General features: G+C 62.1%; 22 protein-coding genes. 13 read left to right on the forward strand and 9 right to left on the reverse strand.

Translation table 11 applies throughout. The features are described 5' to 3' along the window. Nucleotides 1-189: 189 nt before the first annotated feature. The gene (locus M1E12_RS10970) at nt 190-1,395 is read left to right on the forward strand and encodes an OpgC family protein (protein WP_479564736.1); all 1,206 of its coding nucleotides are present in this window, start codon (nt 190-192) and stop codon (nt 1,393-1,395) included. 164 nt (nt 1,396-1,559) lie between these two features. After that, the gene (locus M1E12_RS10975; RefSeq protein WP_479564737.1) at nt 1,560-2,786 is read left to right on the forward strand and encodes a PQQ-dependent sugar dehydrogenase; all 1,227 of its coding nucleotides are present in this window, start codon (nt 1,560-1,562) and stop codon (nt 2,784-2,786) included. Between the two features lie 29 nt (nt 2,787-2,815). On the opposite strand, the gene M1E12_RS10980 is transcribed toward M1E12_RS10975, so the two are convergent. From M1E12_RS10980 to M1E12_RS10990, 3 genes are all read right to left on the reverse strand, one after another. After that, entirely contained in the window at nt 2,816-3,202 is a 387-nt protein-coding gene (locus tag M1E12_RS10980) for a type II toxin-antitoxin system VapC family toxin (RefSeq protein ID WP_479564738.1), read from the reverse strand. 1 nt (nt 3,203) lies between these two features. Next, a complete protein-coding gene (locus M1E12_RS10985; protein WP_479564739.1) occupies nt 3,204-3,488 on the reverse strand; it encodes a type II toxin-antitoxin system Phd/YefM family antitoxin in 285 nt (94 codons plus the stop codon). Between the two features lie 105 nt (nt 3,489-3,593). After that, nucleotides 3,594-4,796 carry a pyridoxal phosphate-dependent aminotransferase gene (locus M1E12_RS10990; protein ID WP_479564740.1) on the reverse strand — a complete coding sequence of 401 codons (1,203 nt, stop codon included), beginning with the start codon at nt 4,794-4,796 and terminating at the stop codon, nt 3,594-3,596. 19 nt (nt 4,797-4,815) lie between these two features. Between M1E12_RS10990 and M1E12_RS10995 the strand changes: the two genes are divergently transcribed. From M1E12_RS10995 to M1E12_RS11015, 5 genes are all read left to right on the forward strand, one after another. After that, a complete protein-coding gene (locus M1E12_RS10995) occupies nt 4,816-5,460 on the forward strand; it encodes a hypothetical protein (RefSeq protein WP_479564741.1) in 645 nt (214 codons plus the stop codon). A gap of 65 nt (nt 5,461-5,525) precedes the next feature. Then, complete coding sequence (locus tag M1E12_RS11000; protein ID WP_479564742.1) at nt 5,526-6,812, forward strand: NAD(P)/FAD-dependent oxidoreductase; 1,287 nt, start codon at nt 5,526-5,528, stop codon at nt 6,810-6,812. A gap of 121 nt (nt 6,813-6,933) precedes the next feature. Beyond that, nucleotides 6,934-8,076, forward strand: coding sequence for a PQQ-dependent sugar dehydrogenase (locus M1E12_RS11005; RefSeq protein WP_479564743.1), 1,143 nt, complete (start codon nt 6,934-6,936; stop codon nt 8,074-8,076). Nucleotides 8,077-8,616: 540 nt separating this feature from the next. Next, nucleotides 8,617-8,832, forward strand: a complete 216-nt coding sequence (locus tag M1E12_RS11010) for a cold-shock protein (protein WP_006725577.1) — start codon at nt 8,617-8,619, stop codon at nt 8,830-8,832. 155 nt (nt 8,833-8,987) lie between these two features. Next, nucleotides 8,988-9,446, forward strand: coding sequence for a BA14K family protein (locus M1E12_RS11015; protein ID WP_113458761.1), 459 nt, complete (start codon nt 8,988-8,990; stop codon nt 9,444-9,446). A 52-nt stretch (nt 9,447-9,498) separates the two neighbouring features. Here the strand turns inward: M1E12_RS11015 and M1E12_RS11020 are convergent, their stop codons facing one another. Both M1E12_RS11020 and M1E12_RS11025 read right to left on the reverse strand, forming a co-directional pair. Continuing rightward, on the reverse strand, nt 9,499-10,143 hold the full coding sequence (locus tag M1E12_RS11020; protein ID WP_479564744.1) for an MBL fold metallo-hydrolase: 645 nt from the start codon (nt 10,141-10,143) through the stop codon (nt 9,499-9,501). 86 nt (nt 10,144-10,229) lie between these two features. Further along, a complete protein-coding gene (locus M1E12_RS11025; RefSeq protein ID WP_167494964.1) occupies nt 10,230-10,394 on the reverse strand; it encodes a hypothetical protein in 165 nt (54 codons plus the stop codon). A gap of 310 nt (nt 10,395-10,704) precedes the next feature. On the opposite strand from M1E12_RS11025, the gene M1E12_RS11030 reads away from it, so the two are divergent. From M1E12_RS11030 to M1E12_RS11040, 3 genes are read left to right on the forward strand one after another with little or no spacing between them, the layout of a single operon-like run. Continuing rightward, nucleotides 10,705-11,229, forward strand: coding sequence for a MarR family winged helix-turn-helix transcriptional regulator (locus M1E12_RS11030; protein ID WP_310242109.1), 525 nt, complete (start codon nt 10,705-10,707; stop codon nt 11,227-11,229). Then, the gene (locus tag M1E12_RS11035; RefSeq protein ID WP_113458758.1) at nt 11,216-11,932 is read left to right on the forward strand and encodes a response regulator; all 717 of its coding nucleotides are present in this window, start codon (nt 11,216-11,218) and stop codon (nt 11,930-11,932) included. Before M1E12_RS11030 ends, M1E12_RS11035 begins: the two co-directional genes overlap by 14 nt. Before the next feature lie 40 nt (nt 11,933-11,972). Next, nucleotides 11,973-13,355 (forward strand): ATP-binding protein, encoded by a 1,383-nt coding sequence (locus M1E12_RS11040; RefSeq protein WP_113458757.1) that lies wholly within the window; start codon nt 11,973-11,975, stop codon nt 13,353-13,355. 42 nt (nt 13,356-13,397) lie between these two features. Here the strand turns inward: M1E12_RS11040 and M1E12_RS11045 are convergent, their stop codons facing one another. The 4 genes from M1E12_RS11045 to M1E12_RS11060 form a co-directional block, all read right to left on the reverse strand. Next, nucleotides 13,398-13,742 (reverse strand): tRNA-binding protein, encoded by a 345-nt coding sequence (locus M1E12_RS11045; RefSeq protein WP_479564745.1) that lies wholly within the window; start codon nt 13,740-13,742, stop codon nt 13,398-13,400. After that, nucleotides 13,739-14,557, reverse strand: a complete 819-nt coding sequence (gene proC, locus M1E12_RS11050) for a pyrroline-5-carboxylate reductase (protein ID WP_479564746.1) — start codon at nt 14,555-14,557, stop codon at nt 13,739-13,741. The genes M1E12_RS11045 and proC overlap by 4 nt, the downstream gene beginning before the upstream one ends. 2 nt (nt 14,558-14,559) lie before the next feature. Further along, a complete protein-coding gene (locus tag M1E12_RS11055) occupies nt 14,560-15,060 on the reverse strand; it encodes a type III secretion system chaperone family protein (RefSeq protein ID WP_006725585.1) in 501 nt (166 codons plus the stop codon). Between the two features lie 443 nt (nt 15,061-15,503). Further along, complete coding sequence (locus M1E12_RS11060) at nt 15,504-15,764, reverse strand: accessory factor UbiK family protein (protein WP_136541362.1); 261 nt, start codon at nt 15,762-15,764, stop codon at nt 15,504-15,506. 190 nt (nt 15,765-15,954) lie between these two features. On the opposite strand from M1E12_RS11060, the gene lgt reads away from it, so the two are divergent. From lgt to pgeF, 3 genes are all read left to right on the forward strand, one after another. Further along, nucleotides 15,955-16,803: a prolipoprotein diacylglyceryl transferase gene (gene lgt, locus M1E12_RS11065; RefSeq protein ID WP_479564747.1), complete on the forward strand. Its 849-nt coding sequence runs from the start codon at nt 15,955-15,957 to the stop codon at nt 16,801-16,803. Between the two features lie 9 nt (nt 16,804-16,812). Continuing rightward, nucleotides 16,813-17,913 carry a class I SAM-dependent methyltransferase gene (locus tag M1E12_RS11070; RefSeq protein WP_479564748.1) on the forward strand — a complete coding sequence of 367 codons (1,101 nt, stop codon included), beginning with the start codon at nt 16,813-16,815 and terminating at the stop codon, nt 17,911-17,913. A gap of 181 nt (nt 17,914-18,094) precedes the next feature. Next, nucleotides 18,095-18,838 carry a peptidoglycan editing factor PgeF gene (gene pgeF / locus M1E12_RS11075; protein WP_479564871.1) on the forward strand — a complete coding sequence of 248 codons (744 nt, stop codon included), beginning with the start codon at nt 18,095-18,097 and terminating at the stop codon, nt 18,836-18,838.

Consider the following 18,838-nt stretch of genomic DNA (forward strand, 5'->3'; position numbering starts at 1 on the left):
GATCGCGATTCGCGGCCCCCTGCGACATTGACGCACGCAGCCGTGAGCATGGGGTCGCGGAACTTTTGAGGAAAACCTCCGTTCCTCCCGCACGGATCGGCCCCCATTGGGCCTCCCGCCGCATTCTCAACATGATGCGGATGATGATCGCCGCCGCGGGTCACCGGGGGGCCAACTCGGGAGTCGAACGTGAAGAGATTAGATGTGATCGACGGCATGCGAGGCTATTTCCTCGTCTTCATGCTGATCAACCACCTGGTGTTCACGGGGGGCCTTTGGCTCGTTGAAATCAACCACCGCAACCTCGCCTTCGTCGAGGACGCGCAAGGCTTCGTCTTCCTTTCCGGCCTGCTGACGGGCATGGTCTACAGCCGCAAGATGATGAAGGACGGCTATGCCGTTGGCCGTGACCGCATCTGGTCGCGCGCGCTGGAACTCTACCGCTATGCCATGGCCATCGTTCTGGTGGTCCTGGTGCTGCAGCTCATCCTGCCGGGCGCCGTGGCCGGCTGGAAGAACTGGCTGGGCGACGTCAGCCTGCTCGATCCGAGCTCGCTCGCACCCGTCGCGACCTTCCTTGTCCAGCCGACATTCATGGATATCCTGCCGCAATACATCGCCTACATGGTCTTTGCCCCGGTCGTCATCTGGCTCTGCCTGCGCGGCCAGTGGCTGGGAGTTGCGATCGGCTCGCTGCTGATCTGGCTCGCAGCCCAGCTCGGTCTGCACCGTATCATCACGTATCCCGTCGATTCCTGGCTCGCCGGCGCTCCGGATCAGGAGGGCCTACGCGTCTCCTTCAATCTGCTGGGCTGGCAGATCGTCTTCTTCTCAGGCATCATCGCCGGCACTCTCACCTCAATGAAGAAGATCGAGTGGCAGAAGGTCTTCGACCCGAAGCGCACGACGCTTGCCTGGACAGCCCTCGCCATCACCCTCTTCTTCCTGCCGCTGCGCGTCGCAACCGCCCATGGCTTCATGCCGGGCTTCGTGCTGGAGAAATTCGGTCTGATGGAAGTCCGTGCCGATTTCGGTCCGGTCTACCTGATCAACTTCGCGGCTGTCGCCTATGGCCTCGCCTGGATCCTGATTGCCGGTCCACGGCATGAAAGCCCTGTCATTCAGAAGATCGCCTCGACCCTCACCAGCCTCTTCACGCTGAACTTCCTGCAGCTGCTGGGCCGCCATTCGCTGCAGATCTATGTCTGGCACGTGCTGATCGTCTACATGGTCTACTATCTCGACGCCCGCACGCCGGAACTGTCGCAGCTGACCAAGACCATCATCACCATCGCCGCTCTCGGCCTCCTTGCAGTGCCGGCTCTGTGGCGCGACCGCGAAAAGATCTTCGCCAACACGCCCTATCTGGGGAGCTGGGTGAAGTCACCGGCTTGAGAATGAACGAAGAGGAGCGGGCTTATTGGCCCGCTCTTCAGCTTAGAACGTCCCCCTCCTCACTGACGGATAAAGCATTCTTGATCGCGCAGACACTGCCGATGCGGGAGCTTTGAACCACATCACGCGTTGATCGGGTCCAACCATCAGACCAGGAGGAATTGATGAACCGTTTGCCCCACATTCTCGCCGGCACCATGCTGAGCGTCACGCTCGCCGGCCTGCCCGCCTTCGCTCAGGACGCCGGCAACCCGGTAGAGACGCAGGCCCCCAATGCGCCCAACCAGGAGCCGGCCTTTGCAGGCCAGACCCGGGCGCCGCAGCCGGCCGAACCCGTGGAGATCAAGACAGAGGTCGTGGCAGAAGGCCTGCCGCATCTCTGGTCGATGGAGTTCCTGCCCGATGGCCGCATGCTGGTCACGGCCAAGCAGGGCGCCATGCATATCATCGGCACGGATGGTGAAGCAGGCCCCGAGATCGCCAATGTCCCCGAAGTCTTCAGCAACGGCCAGGGTGGTCTTCTGGACGTGGCGCTCGCGCCCGATTACGAGAACTCCGGCCGGATCTTCTTCTCCTTCGCCGAGCCGCGTGACGACGGCAACGGCACATCCGTTGCCAGCGCACGCCTCGTCACCGACGATCAGGGCGGCGGCTCCCTCGAAGACGTCAGCGTGATCTTCCGGCAGATGCCGACCTATGACGGCAACAAGCACTTCGGCTCCCGCCTCGCCTTCGGCCCGGAAGGCGAGCTTTACGTGACCGTCGGCGAGCGCTCCGACGCCGAACCGCGCGTTCAGGCACAGGACCTGCAGAGCGGCCTTGGCAAGATCTTCCGCATCAGCCAGACGGGCGAAGCCCTGGAAGGCAACCCGTTCGCCGGTGAAGACGGTGCCCAACCGGAGATCTGGTCGCTCGGCCACCGCAATCTTCAGTCCGCCACCATCGACGGCCAGGGCCGTCTATGGACGGTCGAACATGGCCCCAAGGGCGGTGACGAGTTGAACTTGCCGCAGGCGGGCAAGAACTATGGCTGGCCGGAAGTCACCTATGGTGTCGAATATAGCGGCGAGGAAGTCGGCGACGGCATCACCCAGATGGCGGACACGGAGCAGCCCGTCTATTACTGGGACCCGGTGATTGCACCCTCCGGCATGGCCTATTACCACGCCGATGCCATCCCTGAATGGCAGGGCGCCTTCCTCGTCGGCGGTCTGGTCAGCCAGGGCGTCGTCGTCCTTCACATGGAAAACGACCGCGTCAAGTTCGAGGAGCGCATAGACCTCGACGCACGCATCCGCGACGTGAAGGTCGGCCCCGATGGCGCAGTCTACGCCGTCACCGAGCAGCGCGGCGGCGGCAATTCGACGATCATCAAGCTGACCAAGGCTTGATCACCACATCCCGCCCCTGGCTCGTTCAGTCAGGGGCGGAATGCCAGGGGATGATCGACCAGGGCACGATCCACCGTGACGAGCTTCAGCCCTTCCACATGACATTGCGCGAGCAGAAGTCGGTCGAACGGGTCCCGCGTGGGTGGCTCCGGATCGAGAGTGTGTAAGACGTGGGAGACTTTAATCCCAAGCAAGCCTAAACCACTCGCTTCAAGAAACAGCGGTATGTCGAGCAAGGGCAGCCGAGGGCTGAGCTTACCAAGCCGCATCTTGATAGCAATCTCCCACAGGCTTGCGACACTGTAGACGTGGCTTCCTGGCGCGTTGTCCAAAATGGACCTGATTTCAGAAAACCTAGGATTCACCGCGCCATCAGCCGCAGCGATCACGTAATGCGTGTCGAGCAGCAAGCGCATCTCAGGGCAAGGGCCTTAGAAGAAAGTCCTCCGGAAGAGGATCATCGAAATCATCGGCGATGAACCCCGGCCCGCGAACGATGCCGCGCGAGCGTAGATATGCCTCGCCAGCCTCCCAGTCGATCCCACCCTTCTTCTGCTTCTCTCCCTCGCCCGCCCCCGCATGCGGCACCAGATCCAGAACCGGCTTGCCGTCGCGGGTCACGGTCACGACTTCGCCCCGCTCGACGGCGTCAGCGAGCGCTTCCAGATCGCGTGTGGCTTCCTGCAGACTGACAGTCTTCATGGAAGGAAAGATAACACGGTGGCGCATCGGTCTCAACAAAGCCGAAGATGCGAAAAGGGCCCGCCTTGCAGCGAGCCCTTCCCTAAAACTGCGATGTATCCCCGCTTACTTCAGCGAGGCGCAGAAGCGCTGGATACGGCTGCAGGCCTCTTCCAGCTTGGCGTTGGACGTCGCATAGGACACGCGGAAGTTCGGGCCGAGGCCGAAGGACGAGCCGTGAACGGTCGCCACACCTTCGGTGGCCAGCAGCTCCATGACGAAGTCTTCGTCCGTCTCGATCACCTTGCCCGACGGGGCGGTCTTGCCGATCAGGGCAGCGCAGGAGGGATAGACGTAGAAGGCACCTTCCGGCTTTGGGCAGACAATGCCGGAAGCCTGGTTGAGCATCGAGACCACGAGGTCGCGGCGCTCTTCGAAGGCCTTCTTCGATTCCGTGATGAAGTCCTGCGGGCCGTTCAGCGCCTCGACAGCGGCCCACTGGGCAACCGAGCAGGCGCCCGAGGTCTGCTGGCCCTGGATCATGTCCATGGCCTTGATCAGCGGCAGCGGGCCGGCGGCATAGCCGATACGCCAGCCGGTCATCGCATAAGCCTTGGACACGCCGTTCATGGTCAGCGTGCGCTCATAAAGCGCGGGCTCGACCTGGGCCGGCGTGTAATAAACGAAATCGCCGAACACGAGATGCTCATACATGTCGTCGGTCAGAACCCAGACATGCGGATGCTTCAAGAGCACGTCGGTCAGCGCCTTCAGCTCTTCCTTGCTGTAGGCGGCACCCGACGGGTTGGACGGCGAGTTGAACATGAACCACTTGGTCTTCGGAGTGATCGCCTTGTCCAGCTGCTCGGCCGTCAGCTTGAAATTGTTCTCGATCGTGGTTTCGACGAAGACCGGCGTGCCGCCGCAGAGCGCGATCATTTCCGGATAGGACACCCAGAACGGGGCCGGAATGACAACTTCATCTCCCGGATTGATCGTCGCCATGAAGGCGTTGAAAAGAATCTGCTTTCCGCCGGTTCCGACGATCACCTGCTCCGGCTTGTAGTCGAGCCCGTTCTCGCGCTTGAACTTGTCGGCGATCGCCTTGCGCAGCTCTGGAATGCCGGCAACGGGCGTGTACTTCGTCTCGCCACGGGCAATCGCGGCAACGGCTGCATCCTTGATATTCTGCGGCGTGTCGAAATCGGGTTCGCCGACGGAGAGCGAAATGACGTCTTTCCCCTGCGCTTTGAGCTCCCGGGCCATCTGCGTGACGGCAATGGTCGCGGAAGGCTTGATGCGGGAAAGGGCGTCGGCAAGGAAAGCCATTGTGCAGGTCCTGAGCTGATTGAACATCGACCCCGCTCCGGGGGGCCTCAGGTCCAAGCTCTATGGCGAAAGAGGCCCCGCCTTTCAAGCAGAAAGCACCGTTTATTCGAGAGTTTTGCGTCACCATACCAATGCGGCGGAAGGCGATAATTACGGCCTACCGTCGAAATCACAATTGAGCACAAGCACTGCCACATTTTCGTCGCTCTGCGGACGCGATCGCAGGGTTTCATGCGGTGCCGTCAAAAAGACCTGGGTGACTCAAGTGGATTATGATTTTGATGATTTTCCGCCTCCTTCCCGTCGGAACCGCTCGCTCGCATGGATGGGCGCGGTCAGCGGCGTCGCTTTGGCGCTCTTCATGTTGGGCAGCCCCGGTGCCGCCTCGTCCTCTGCTCCGCAAACCGTACAGGCCAGCACGGTCACCCCACTGGCTCAGGCGGATCAGCTGACGACCTCGAGCATCGTGCCTGCCTCCCCCGCGCGGATCGTCGACGCAACGACCGCACAGGTGCAGAACTTCCCGCTGCCGCAGAGCGAACGCCATCTTTTGATCATCCTTCTCTTCGTCTGCTTCACGGTCATGGCCGTCGGCGGCCTCGCGCTGTGGAGGCGCAATTGGCAGGAAGTCGTGCAGCGCGCGCGACCGCATGACGACCTATAAAATAGTATAGTTGATATCTACGTATTTTCGTAGATAATGGCTCCCAGATGATGGGAGGAACCGTTATGAAACGCATTGCAGTCCTGGGTGCCGGTCTTGGCGGCACGATCATGGCCTATGAATTGAGAGACCGCCTCGGCCGCGACGTCGAGATCCATCTCCTGAGCAAGGGAGCGACCTACTCCTTCGTGCCGTCCAATCCCTGGGTGGCCGTCGGCTGGCGAGGACGCGAAGAGATCGAGGTCGATCTGAGACCCGCCTGCGCCAAACGAAACGTCACCCTGCACAGCCAGGGCGCCACACGCGTACATCCGGGTGAAAACCGGGTCGAGATGACCGATGGCAGTTCCCTTGACTACGACTACCTCGTCATCGCCACGGGTCCCGATCTCGCCTTCGACGAAATTGAAGGTTTCGGCCCGCATCACCACACGCAGTCCGTTTGCCACATAGATCATGCGCTCGCAGCGAAGGAAGCCTTCGACAGGCTCGTCGCCAATCCTGGCCCCGTGGTGATCGGTGCCGTCCAGGGCGCCTCCTGCTTCGGGCCGGCCTATGAATTCGCCTTCATCCTCGACAAGGCTCTTCGCGATGCGAGGATCCGCGACCGCGTCCCGATGACCTTCGTCACGTCGGAACCCTATATCGGCCATCTGGGACTAGACGGTGTCGGCGACACCAAGGGCCTGCTCGAAAGTGCGCTCCGCTCCAAGCATATCAAGTGGGTGACCAATGCCCGCGTGAACCGCTTCGAAGTAGACAAGGTCGTCGCCGAAGAGGTCAACGAAGACGGTAGCGTCAAGACAACTCACGACATCCCCTCCGCCTACACCATGATGCTGCCCGCTTTTCGAGGCGTCGAGGCCATCAAGGGGATCGAGGGCCTGACCAACCCGCGCGGTTTCGTCATCGTCGACAAGCACCAGCAGAACCCGACATTCCCCAATATCTTCTCCGTCGGCGTCTGCGTTGCGATCCCGCCCATGGGCAAGACGCCGGTCCCGGTCGGCGTCCCCAAGACAGGCTTCATGATTGAATCCATGGTGACCGCTACCGCCCACAACATCGCCAATCTGATCGCCGGTGAAGAAGCCAATGCCCAGGGCACCTGGAATGCCGTCTGCCTCGCCGACTTCGGCGATGGCGGAATTGCCTTCGTGGCCCAGCCGCAACTGCCGCCGCGCAATGTCAACTGGTCGTCTCAGGGCAAATGGGTCCACGCCGCCAAGATCGGCTTCGAAAAATACTTCCTCTACAAGGTCAAACTCGGCAAGTCCGAGCCCTTTTACGAGAAGCTCGCGCTGCAGGCGCTCGGCATCGACAAGCTGAAGGCGGTCAGCTTCGACAGCTGAAGAACGACGGCGCTTCTACAAAATTTCGTCAAGAAGCGCCGTCTTGCCCCGCTTCGCCTTGCCGCCGACGCATCCGCTCCCATTTTTGAGCGCGGACAACGTGATGGAGCGAGGAAAGCCGATGCCGAACCTGTCGATCAAGACTGCATGGGTCACCACGCCCCTCCTCGCGCTATCGCTCGCCTGGCCGGTCTCAGCACAACAGACGGACGAACACCGCGCTGGTGACGTCACGCTGAATGTCACCACCATCGCCGAGGGTCTCGAACACCCCTGGTCGGTCGAGGTCTTGCCCGATGGCGGCTATATCGTCACGGAGCGCCCCGGGCGCATGCGCATCATTCGCGAGGGCGAGGTCAGACGTCCCCTGGGCGGCCTGCCCCGCATTGCAGCCGTCGGCCAGGGCGGTCTGCTCGACATCGCGCTCGCACCTGATTTCGCCGAGACGCGCCGGCTCTATTTCACCGCAGCAGTGCCCGGCCAGGGCGGACAAGGCACCGCTGTCTTCTCCGCACGCCTCAGCCAGAACGAACGACGCCTGGAAGACGTCAAGCGGATCTTTCTCATGAACAAGCTGACAGCGGCCGGTCAGCATTTCGGTTCGCGTATCGCGATCGCCGCCGACGGCAGCCTCTTCTTCGGCATCGGCGACCGGGGTGATGGCGACCGGGCGCAGGACCCGGCTGATCACGCGGGCAAGATCATGCGCATCAATACCGACGGCACGCCGTCAGCGAAAAACCCTCAAGGCCAGCCACTGCCGGAGGTCTGGTCGAGCGGTCACCGCAATCCCCAGGGCATCGCGATCGACCCTGTCGACAACCAGCTCTTCACGGTCGAACATGGTGCCCGCGGCGGTGACGAGATCAACGCGCCCGAAGCCGGCGCCAATTACGGCTGGCCGGTCATCTCCTATGGCAAGCACTATTCCGGCGCCGAGATCGGCATCGGCCAGACCGCCGATGGCTATGAACAACCCCTCCACTACTGGGATCCATCGATCGCACCGGGAGCTCTGGCCATCTACCGCGGCGCCATGTTCCCCGAATGGGATGGTGATTTCCTCGTCGCAGCCCTGAAGTATCAACTCGTCGCGCGTATCGAGCGTGGCGAAGACGGGACCATCGGAACAGAGGAGCGAATGCTGCAGGGTGAGTATGGCCGCATCCGGGACGTGAAGGTCGCGCCTGACGGATCGATCCTGCTCGTGACCGATGAGGAAGACGGGCAGTTGCTGCGCATCACGCGAGGCGGCGAGAGCTGAAGCACCGAACCGACGCCTGCAGTTGACGCGGACCCTGCGCTTTTTGAGGGGTAAAGACTGAGGCCACGTGGCTATCGGGCAGATAATCGCGCGGCCCAACACGAAAAATTTTCATCCGCAATTTTCCGTGTAGACAGCGGCAATTCACCCAATCTCCATCGCAAGCGATGCAAATTTTCGCCAAAATGGCGCCGAGAGACCTTGCGCCGGGTGCGAATCAGGCTGCTCGCACTGAAAACAAAGGACTCTCGCCTCCGAGAGTGTTAAAACTTTCGCTTGCCAATTTCCGACAAACCAAGCACTCTTCCGGTGTTCGGGCAATTTTGCGAGCATGGGAAGACCTATAAAGTAGTGCGCGCCGGGGACGCTATAACAACCCCGGGCAGTCAGACTTGAGGGGATGGTAACATCGTCTGGAGTTAGTCTGCGGTAACAGGGCCCCTTTCCTCCAATTTCGACAAATGCCTGTCGCTCACCCGCTTGCGGGTACATTGCAATGCTGCCCCGCCGAATACGGGCAGAGAGAAAAGGACCTGACGCATGGCCGAGACTGGCACTGTAAAATTCTTCAATACCGACAAGGGCTTTGGCTTCATCAAGCCCGACAATGGCGGCGCGGACATCTTCGTCCACATCTCCGCTGTTCAGGCATCGGGCCTGTCGGGTCTGACCGAAAACCAGAAGGTCAGCTTCGACACCGAACCCGATCGCCGTGGCAAGGGCCCTAAGGCCGTAAACCTGCAGATCTCCGGCTGATATCAATCGGATTTCTACGAATTGCGGCCCGGCATTCATGCCGGGTTTTTTCGTTCAGCCTGCGTTCAGGCACGGCCTCGTAGATTGCCATCATCGCCGGTGGCCCGAACCGCCAGCACCGGCTCCTGAATTCGGCAAGGTCGAGGAACGACGTCATGATGAAATTCGCGCAACACGCTCTTCTCGCGGCAGCAGTCACCCTGACGCCGATGGCCGCAGCAACGCAGGCTGAAGCGGGCGACCGCTACTATCGCCATCACCACCGTGGTGACGACGCCCTGGCGCTCGGCGTGATCGGGCTTGCGACCGGCGTCATCGTCGGTTCCGCACTCGCGAGCCCGCCGCCGCAGCGCCGCGTCTACGTCGATCGTCCGGTTTCGGTCTACGACGAGCCCGGCTATTACGTGGACGACTACCCGCCGCCGCCCCCGCGCCACACTTATCGTCCGCGCCCGGTCTACCAGCAGCCCCGCCCCGTGGTTCAGTCCTACGGCATCGAGCCCTGGACCGGCGCCTGGTATGACTACTGCGCTGAGCGCTATCGCAGCTTCAATCCGCGCACCGGCACCTTCGTCGGTTACGACGGCCGCACCCATTTCTGCACCGCGGGCTGATCGAGACTGCAAGACCTGAAAAAGAAGCGCCGGTTCCTCGGCGCTTTTCTGTTCAGAGACCGTGGATGAAGGGATTGCTCCGGCGCTCGTCACCGATCCGGCTACCGGGTCCGTGACCGCAGATGAAGCCGACATCATCCCCCAGCGGCAGCACCTTGTCGCGGATCGAATTCATCAGGGTCTGATGATCGCCCCCCGGCAGGTCGGTGCGTCCGACCGAGCCGGCAAACAGGACGTCGCCGAGATGGGCGAACTTCTGGCCGCGATGGAAATAGATGACGTGACCCGGCGCATGGCCCGGGCAGTGATAGACTTCGAAAATGTGGTCACCGAAACTGACCTTGTCGCCGTCTTCCAGCCACTGGTCGGGCTCGACGCTGCGCAAACCGCTGATGCCGTAGCTTGCAGCCTGTGTCTCGATCCTTTGCAGAAGCGGCAGATCGTCCTTGTGCGGCCCGATGATCGTAAGACCCATCTTTTCCTTAAGCTCGGCCGCGCCACCCGCATGATCGAGATGACCATGGGTCAGCCAGATCGCCTTCAGCGTCAGCTTGTTCTCCGCAATCACCTGCAGGATGACGTCGACGTCGCCGCCCGGATCGACAATCACGCCTTCGCGCGTCTCGTCATCGAACAGGATCGTGCAATTCTGCTGGAACGGGGTAACGGGAATGATGCCCGCTTGTATCTGGCCCATCGGCTGGCTTCCTTCTGTCGTTCACGACCAGCGCCTTAACACGGCGCGGCTGGCAGAGGAAAGTCGAAGGCCGATGTTGGAAGATGTCAGCGGGAGAGACCGTAGACCTGCGAGACCGGCGATGCCGGCAGCAGCGAGGCCTGGGCGACGAGAAAGCTCGCGACCATCACCTTGGCGGTAAACACCAGGATGGCGACAGGGCGCAGGCTGGATGGTTCAGAAATCTGTGCAGCGCTATTGCGGTCCGACATGGCACGAATCCTCTCTCCTTCGGCGAGCCTCACCGAAGCGGCTTGTCCGGGGCTTGTGTTTGATCATCGGTGAGGTAACGACGATCCCGGAAAGAGGTTTCCTCATGACCGCCTAACCTGTGCGATCTGCGTAAATTTGTTGGAAATTTGCTACACTTGCGCATAGTTTTGCCGGCATGTCCCGCCACTGAGGCGAGGATCAACGGCAGCCCGCAGAGCGGACCGCCCTTGGGGGAAGCATTGGCCCTCAGCGATGAGTGAAGGAACCGGCGGCGGCAGATGAGACGCTCGCTTGCGCCGGAGGAAAGGAATGACGAGCGTGGCCCGACAGTCTGCGACGAAGACTGCCAAGAAGACCTTGCCGGACCTGCCGGTGGTCGATGACAAGTCGATCGATTTCGAAACCATCGAAAGCCTATTCTTCGCCTATCGTGATTTCGTATCCGATCCCGACGCCATCCTCGCCAAGCTCGGCTATGGCCGCGCCCATCATCGGGTCGTGCATTTTGTCAGCCGACGCCCCGGCATGACGGTCGCCGATCTCCTCTCGATCCTGCAGATCACCAAGCAGAGCCTCGCCCGCGTTTTGAAGGAATTGATCGACAGCGGCTATATCCGGCAGATGGCCGGCCCCGCCGATCGCCGCCAGCGCCGCCTCTATCCCACGCTCGCCGGCCGGGAGCTGTCGCTTGCCCTCTCCGAACCGCAGTCCCGCCGGATCGCGCATGCCATGGACGGCATGACATCGGACGAGCGCGCAACGGTGCGACGTTTCCTGGAAGGCATGCAGAAGCAGACCGTGGCGCAGCCCCTTGAGACGGATGGAGTGGACTGACGTGTCGAAGAAGATCGAACTCACCGATGACGCCCCGCACCTCCTCGTGGTCGATGACGACACGCGCATCCGCGACCTCCTGCACCGCTTCCTGACGGAAAAGGGTTTCCGCGTCACGGTCGCGGCCGACGCTGCCGAAGCGCGCCGCAAGCTGGAGGGCCTCAGCTTCGACCTCCTCGTCCTCGACGTGATGATGCCGGGTGAATCAGGGCTGTCGCTCACCCAGAGTCTATCCGACGAGAAGCGTGTGCCGATCATCTTGCTGACGGCGCGCTCGGAAGCCGACAGCCGTATCGCAGGCCTCGAAGCCGGCGCCGATGATTATCTCGCGAAACCCTTCGACCCGCGCGAACTGGTGCTCAGGATCAACAACATCCTGAAGCGCAACATGAACCCGGACGCGCCGAAGATCGAGCAGGTCATGTTCGGCCCCTACACCTTCTCCGTCCTGCGCAAGGAGCTGCGCAAGGGCGCCGAAGTGATCCGCCTCACCGACCGCGAACAGGACATCATGTATCTCTTCGCCACCCGCGCCGGCGATACGATCCCACGTCACGAACTCGTCGGTAACGACGCCGAGGTCGGAGAGCGCACCATCGACGTTCAGATCAATCGTTTGCGGCGCAAGATCGAGGACGATCCGGCCAATCCCGTGTGGCTTCAGACCGTGCGCGGCATCGGCTATCGTCTGAGCATGGACTGAAAGCTTCGGCAACGGCGCAGCATGCGTCGAGGAAGATGACATGACGCTGTTCGATCAGATCCGCCGGGATCAGGACCGCAGTCCGGCCACCGGGCTGAAGGGGTTGTCGCGCTGGCTGCGCCATCGCCTGCCGACGGGCCTTTACGCGCGCTCGCTGCTCATCATCCTCCTGCCGATGCTGATCCTGCAGACGGTCGTCGCCTTTGTCTTCATGGAGCGCCACTGGCAGCTGGTCACCGAGCGCCTGTCGGAAGCCGTCACCCGCGACATCGCCGCCGTCATCGAACTCCTGGAGCGCTATCCGGCCGAGGAAGACTTCGCCAACATCGTCGACATCGCGGCCAACCAGCTGAACCTGATCGTCTCGCTGGAGCCCGGTACCGAGCTGCCGAGACCCCGCCCCCGTCCCTTCTTCTCCATCCTCGATCAGATCCTCTCGGACGAGATCGCCACGCGGATCCGTCGTCCCTTCTGGATCGATGCCGTTGGCGAATCCCGCCTCGTCGAAGTCCGTATCGTGGTTGGTGACCAGACCCTCAGGATATTTGCTCCCCGCAACGCGGCCTACGCCTCCAACACGCACATCTTCCTGGTCTGGATGGTTTCCACCGCCCTCGTCCTGATCGTCATCTCGATCCTCTTCCTGCGCGGCCAGATCCGCCCGATCCTCGCTCTCGCCAATGCTGCAGAAAGTTTCGGCAAGGGCCAGCGTCCGCCGGAAGGCTTTTCGCCGCGCGGTGCCGACGAAGTCCGCCGCGCCGGCCTCGCCTTCATTCTGATGCGCGAGCGCATCGAGCGGCAGATCGAGCAGAGGACGGCGATGCTGGCGGGCGTCAGCCACGACCTGCGCACCATCCTGACGCGCTTCCGGCTCCAGCTCGCCCTTGCCGGTGACGGACCGGAAATCGACAGCCTCAATCAGGACGTCGACGACATGCAGAGCATGCTGGAAGGCTATCTCGACTTCGCCAAGGGTGAGGTCGAGGAAGATGTCGGCAAGCTCGATCTCGCAGACCTTCTGGAGCGGGTCAAAGTGGATTTCACCCTGCATGACCGCACCCTCAACTGGACGCTCGACGGGGATCCGCTCGTCTCCGTCCGGCCGAATGCCTTCACGCGCCTAGTGACAAACCTCGCCTCGAATGCGCGGCGCTATGCCCATCGGCTCGACGTCGATGTCCGCCATGGCGCCAAATGGCTGGTGATCACCTTCGATGACGATGGCCCGGGCATCCCGAAGGAGTCGCGCGACGACGTCTTCAAGCCCTTCTACCGGCTGGACGAGGCCCGCAATCTCGACGCATCCGGCACCGGCTTGGGCCTTGCGATTGCGCGCGACATTGCCCGCAGCCACGGCGGAAACGTCACCCTGGAAGACAGCCCGCTGGGCGGTCTGCGGGCGACCATTCGTGTGCCGGTCTAGCGCAAGCCTCGAAAAGAAGAAGGGCCCCGAAGATCCCTTGGATCACATCAGCTTCTTGCCGTTCGGCACCGGCTTCTCCACCGCCGCCAGCACAATCGCGCCATTGGCGTCCTCGAAACCGAGGGTCAGCACCTCGGAGCGAAACGGCCCGATCTGGCGCGGCGGAAAGTTCACCACGCCCAGCACCTGCCGACCGACAAGCCTCTCCGGCGTGTAGTGAACCGTAATCTGGGCGGAGGATTTCTTGATCCCGATATCGGGCCCGAAGTCGATCTTCAGCTTGAAGGCCGGCTTGCGGGCTTCCGGAAAGGTTTCGACCTCGATGATCGTGCCGACACGGATGTCGACTTTCTCGAAATCGGCAAAGGTGATTTCGCCGCCGCTCACTGGGCCAGTTCCTCGGCCCGTTTGCGCGCCGCCTCGATCGCCTGATCGAAGAGCGGCTGCATCGCATCCTCCGCCATCAGCACCGACAGCGCGGCCGCCGTCGTGCCGCCCGGCGAGGTCACGTTCTTGCGCAGGGTAGATGCCGGGTCGGGGGACTGGTGCAACAATTCACCAGCCCCCGCGACCGTTTCCCGCGCGAGACGCATGGCGAGGTCCGCCGGCAGGCCCGATTTGCGGCCTGCCTCTGCCATGCACTCGACGAGATAGAACACATAGGCCGGACCGCTGCCCGAAAGGGCGGTCACGGCATTGATGTCGGCTTCGCTCGCCACCCACTCGACGGGTCCGGAGACCTGGAGCAGGCGGTGAACGATCTCACGTTGACTGTCGGAAACGGCAGAATTTGCAAATGCGCCGGTAACGCCACGACCAACCATGGCAGGCGTATTCGGCATGGCGCGCACCATGGCGGCCTGACCAAGATGCCCTTCCATCGAAGCGATGGTCTTGCCGGCTGCGACCGAAACGACGGTTGTCTCAGGACCGACAAGCGATTTCAAACCGGGAAGCACCGCGTCCATGACCTGCGGCTTCAAGGCGAGGAAGAGAATATCGGCAACGAGGCCTTCCGGCGGCGTGACCGAATGGCGGGCGCCGGCCTCGGCGATGGCCGCCATCATCTTGTCGGAGGGTCCGGGATCGAGCACCGTCACCGAAGCTCCCGGCACGCCACTCTTCAACCAGCCGGCCAGCATCGCGCCGCCCATGTTTCCGGCTCCGACGAGGACGATCTGTCCGAATGCGGCATGCGTCATGCTCAGGCTTCTCCGACCGTCTCGAACAGGACCGCATCCATGGCGCTCTTGGCGTCCATGCCGGACCACACGACGAACTGAAAGGCCTGGTAATAGGCTTCGCAGGCATCGACAGCAGAAGAAAGAAGCACTTCGACCTGGCGATTGGTCGGCTCGGCACCGCCGGCGAGCAGCAGCGACTGACGGAAGATCACGACATCCTCGTTCCGCCACAGATCGAAATGGCCCATCAGGACCTGACCGTTCACGTAGGAGAGAAGCTTGATGACCTCGTTCAGGCGGTTTTCTGGGATCTTGAGATCGAAGGCCGAAGCGAGATGCAGCGCCTCGAATTCCTCCATCCAGGAGAAGGACACATGATAGTCGGCCCATCGGCCCTCGACCGTCATTGCGATTTCGTCTTCACCCGAACGCTCGAACGACCAGTCATTGGTCGCCGCAACGAACTCGATCATGTCGACCGGGTTGGATTGGCGTTCGACTTCGATTTCCATGAGGCTCATGCATCACCTTCTTGACCGGAATGATTACGGGCGCCCGGCAAACCGCCGGACCACTCGGACACCTGAACCGGAAACTACTGAAAACGATTCCGAAGGACCCCAGGGTAGAACACGCACCCTGTCCGAAACTTACGCGGCCCCCGCTCAGAATCATCGTTGAAAATCAGTGTATAATCGTGACGAGCCAGCACCAGCCCCCCTCGTCATATTTGGGCCAGCGGCCTGTGGATGGCGCTTTCAGAATCGCCTTTGCATCACCCCATAAGCGACTCTGCCGATTGGCTTTTTGGGAGATGTCCACAAGCGCCAATTTTTTCGTCGCGCATTACCTCCGCAACCATCGTCAAGGCGCTGAAAATGCAAAAAGACCCAAAGCCACAGGCAATGGGTCTTCGATAAATCCGATATCGCGATGAACGGTGTCCCGAAACGAGACGGCGGCCTTACTTGGCCTGAGCCGACAGCTGCGCTTCAAGGGTCTCGAGGCGCGTCTTCAGCGCCTCATTCTCCTCAAGCGCCTTGAGCGCCATTTCGCGCACCACATCGAACTCTTCGCGCTTGACGAGGTCCATGCTGTTCAGCCAGCGCTCGGCCTGCGCGTGAAAGGCGGTTTCCACCTCTTTGCGCACACCCTGCGCGGCGCCTGCGGCGTCCGTCATCAACTTGGCAAAATCATCGAAAATACGGTTGGGGCCGGTCGACATGGAATAACTCCTCTCAAGCAGACAGCGGACGGAAAAACGATCCTTGGAGATGAGGTAGGACCAGACAGGCCGGCACGCAAGACGGCAAGCACAGATAAAGGTGGTTGACGGTGCCGCAGCCGCCCCGATTCCATCTTGACCGTGCCAATTCGCAACGCCATTTTCCAGCAGCATTAACGAAAGTACTCCATTGTTGTCAGTCCTGGACCTTTTCGCCGCCGTCTCCTTTCCCGCGATCGACCCGGTCGCCTTTACGATCGGCCCGCTGGCGGTCCATTGGTATGGGCTTGCTTATGTCGCCGGGATTCTCCTCGGCTGGTTGATCGCCCGTGACCTCCTGAAGCGTCCGCATCTGTGGCCGAACGGCCAGGCGCCCGCCACCCTGCAGCAGATCGACGACTTCGTCCTGTGGGCCGCGATCGGTGTCGTGGCCGGCGGACGCCTCGGCTACATCTTCTTCTATGATTTCGCCTCGGTCGCGGCCAATCCGATGCGCGCCATCGAGGTCTGGAACGGCGGCATGTCCTTCCATGGCGGCTTCATCGGCGCGACGCTCGCCATGGTGTTCTTCGCCCGCCGCCATCAGATCCGACTGTGGAGCCTGTTCGACCTCATCGCGAGCGTCGTGCCGCTCGGCCTGTTCTTCGGCCGCATCGCAAACTTCATCAATGGTGAACTCTGGGGCCGCCCAGCCGACGTACCGTGGGCCATGGCCTTCCCGACCGGAGGCCCCTTCCCTCGCCATCCGAGCCAGCTCTATGAGGCGGCGCTCGAAGGCCTCGTGCTGCTGATCGTGCTGCAGGTGCTCGCCCGCCTCTTCGGCGCCCTGCGCGCACCCGGCCGGATCACCGGCATCTTTGTCGCCGGCTATGCCGCCGCCCGCATCTTCGTCGAGTTCTTCCGCGAGCCGGATGTGCAGATCGGCTATCTCTACGGCGGCTGGCTGACCATGGGCATGGTGCTGTCTCTGCCCATGGTCCTGATCGGCATCTGGATTTTCGTGCGATCGGGGCGCGCGGCCCCTGCGACACAAGGCTGAGGAGCGCCGATGGCCACACCGCTCGCCGAGAAGATCAAGTCGCTGATTTCAGCCAACGGCCCGATCAGCGTCACCGATTATTTCGCCCTCTGCCTCGCAGATCCCGAACATGGCTACTACCGCACCCGCCATCCCTTCGGGCGCGCCGGCGATTTCGTCACGGCACCGGAAGTCAGCCAGCTCTTCGGCGAAATGCTCGGCGTGTTCATGATCAACACATGGCAGCGCCATGGCGAGCCGCGGGATGTCCGCCTGGTCGAAATCGGCCCCGGCCGCGGCACCATGATGGCCGACATGCTGAGAGTGATTTCGCGTGCGGCACCGGAGCTCTATGAAACCGCGACAGTCCATCTCGTCGAGACGAGCGCGCTCCTGAAGCTCACTCAGATGGAGACCCTTTCGGCCCATGGCGACAAGGTCTCCTGGCACGAGAGCTTCGATGGCGTCCCACAAGGCTTCACCCTGCTTGCCGCCAACGAACTCTTCGACGCCATCCCGATCCGCCAGTTCGTCAAGACGCCGAACGGGTTCCGCGAGCGCATGGTCGGTCTTGATGATCAGGACGAGCTCTGCTTCACCCTCGGTGTGGCGACCCTCGATCCCTCTATGCTGCCGCAGGGGCTGAGCACGCCCGCCGATGGCGAAATCTTCGAAGTGGCCCCCGCCCGCCAGTCGGTCATGATGACCATCTGCGAGCGCCTGATCGCAAGCCACGGCACGGCGCTGATCATCGACTACGGGCACATGGTCAGCAACTTCGGCGACACGCTGCAAGCCGTGCGTGCCCATGAATATGATCCGCCCCTTGCCCATCCGGGTCTTGCCGATCTCACCAGCCATGTCGACTTCGAAAACCTGGCCCGGACAGCCGTCGCTGCCGGCGTGCATCTGAACGGCTGCATGCATCAGGGCGACTTCCTTGTCGGCCTCGGCATCGAGCAGCGCGCCGCGTCCCTCGGCCGGGACAAGGACGAGAAGACACAAGGCGAGATCATCGAGGCCGTGCACCGCCTGGCAGGGTCCGGACGCGGCTACATGGGTGAACTGTTCAAGGTTATGGCAGTCTCCTCGCCCGCCGTGCAATTGCTGCCTTTCAAGTCCAAGCATTGACAGGATGGGGTGCGATCTGCACGATCGCGCCAGAACCGAACGGCTCAAAATCGAAGAAAGCCGATTGAATTCAACAGCTTCTCAGGAACACCATCGCATCCTTGCAATGCCAGGCTCAGGAGAGACAATCATGAGCACAGCCGATCAACCGCGCCCTGTCACGGCCGAAAGCCTGGACGAAATGGGTGCAGCCGGCATCCGCCACGGCTTTTTCACCCGGGACGGCGGCGTGTCCGAGGGCATCTATCGCGGGCTGAATGTCGGCCTCGGCTCCAATGACGACCCCGAGAAGGTGCAGGAAAACCGCCGCCGTGTCAGCGCCTGGTTCGGCCAGCCGCTCGACCGGCTTGCAACGGCGCACCAGATCCATTCACCCGACGTCGTCGTGGTCGGCGCAGACTATGACGGCAGCCGCCCTCAGGCGGACGCTCAGGTCACGGCCAGCCCGGGCGTCATCCTCGGCGTCCTGACGGCCGATTGCGGCCCGATCCTGTTTGCCGACCCGCACAACCGTGTCGTCGGCGCAGCCCATGCCGGCTGGAAGGGTGCACTCGGCGGGGTTCTCGAAAACACCATTGATGCCATGGTCGCGCTGGGCGCGGATCGCAACCGCATCCACGCGACGCTTGGCCCGTCGATCTCGCAGGCCAATTACGAGGTCGGTCCGGAATTCGTCGACCGCTTCCTTGCCGCCGACAAGAGGTACGAGGGCTTCTTCAGCCCGTCCGCCAAGCCCGGTCATGCCATGTTCGACCTTCCGGGTCTGACCGTCATGCGGCTGGCCGAAGCCGGGGTGAAGGCAGACAGCATTGGCCTTTGCACCTATGCCGCGCCTGAAGCGTTCTTTTCCTACCGCCGAACCACCCATGCGGGTGAACCCGATTACGGGCGGCAGATTTCGGCGATTGCGATCAAGGAGGACTGA

Source organism: Rhizobium sp. K33 (assembly GCF_056501445.1).

Coding starts and splice junctions, on each gene's coding strand:
- M1E12_RS10975 (WP_479564737.1), top strand. CDS start 1,560: ATGAACCGTTTGCCCCACATTCTCGCCGGCACCATGCTGAGCGTCACG.
- M1E12_RS10980 (WP_479564738.1), bottom strand. CDS start 3,202: ATGCGCTTGCTGCTCGACACGCATTACGTGATCGCTGCGGCTGATGGC.
- M1E12_RS10985 (WP_479564739.1), bottom strand. CDS start 3,488: ATGAAGACTGTCAGTCTGCAGGAAGCCACACGCGATCTGGAAGCGCTC.
- M1E12_RS10990 (WP_479564740.1), bottom strand. CDS start 4,796: ATGGCTTTCCTTGCCGACGCCCTTTCCCGCATCAAGCCTTCCGCGACC.
- M1E12_RS11000 (WP_479564742.1), top strand. CDS start 5,526: ATGAAACGCATTGCAGTCCTGGGTGCCGGTCTTGGCGGCACGATCATG.
- M1E12_RS11005 (WP_479564743.1), top strand. CDS start 6,934: ATGCCGAACCTGTCGATCAAGACTGCATGGGTCACCACGCCCCTCCTC.
- M1E12_RS11010 (WP_006725577.1), top strand. CDS start 8,617: ATGGCCGAGACTGGCACTGTAAAATTCTTCAATACCGACAAGGGCTTT.
- M1E12_RS11015 (WP_113458761.1), top strand. CDS start 8,988: ATGATGAAATTCGCGCAACACGCTCTTCTCGCGGCAGCAGTCACCCTG.
- M1E12_RS11020 (WP_479564744.1), bottom strand. CDS start 10,143: ATGGGCCAGATACAAGCGGGCATCATTCCCGTTACCCCGTTCCAGCAG.
- M1E12_RS11025 (WP_167494964.1), bottom strand. CDS start 10,394: ATGTCGGACCGCAATAGCGCTGCACAGATTTCTGAACCATCCAGCCTG.
- M1E12_RS11030 (WP_310242109.1), top strand. CDS start 10,705: ATGACGAGCGTGGCCCGACAGTCTGCGACGAAGACTGCCAAGAAGACC.
- M1E12_RS11035 (WP_113458758.1), top strand. CDS start 11,216: ATGGAGTGGACTGACGTGTCGAAGAAGATCGAACTCACCGATGACGCC.
- M1E12_RS11040 (WP_113458757.1), top strand. CDS start 11,973: ATGACGCTGTTCGATCAGATCCGCCGGGATCAGGACCGCAGTCCGGCC.
- proC (WP_479564746.1), bottom strand. CDS start 14,557: ATGACGCATGCCGCATTCGGACAGATCGTCCTCGTCGGAGCCGGAAAC.
- M1E12_RS11055 (WP_006725585.1), bottom strand. CDS start 15,060: ATGAGCCTCATGGAAATCGAAGTCGAACGCCAATCCAACCCGGTCGAC.
- M1E12_RS11060 (WP_136541362.1), bottom strand. CDS start 15,764: ATGTCGACCGGCCCCAACCGTATTTTCGATGATTTTGCCAAGTTGATG.
- M1E12_RS11070 (WP_479564748.1), top strand. CDS start 16,813: ATGGCCACACCGCTCGCCGAGAAGATCAAGTCGCTGATTTCAGCCAAC.
- pgeF (WP_479564871.1), top strand. CDS start 18,095: ATGGGTGCAGCCGGCATCCGCCACGGCTTTTTCACCCGGGACGGCGGC.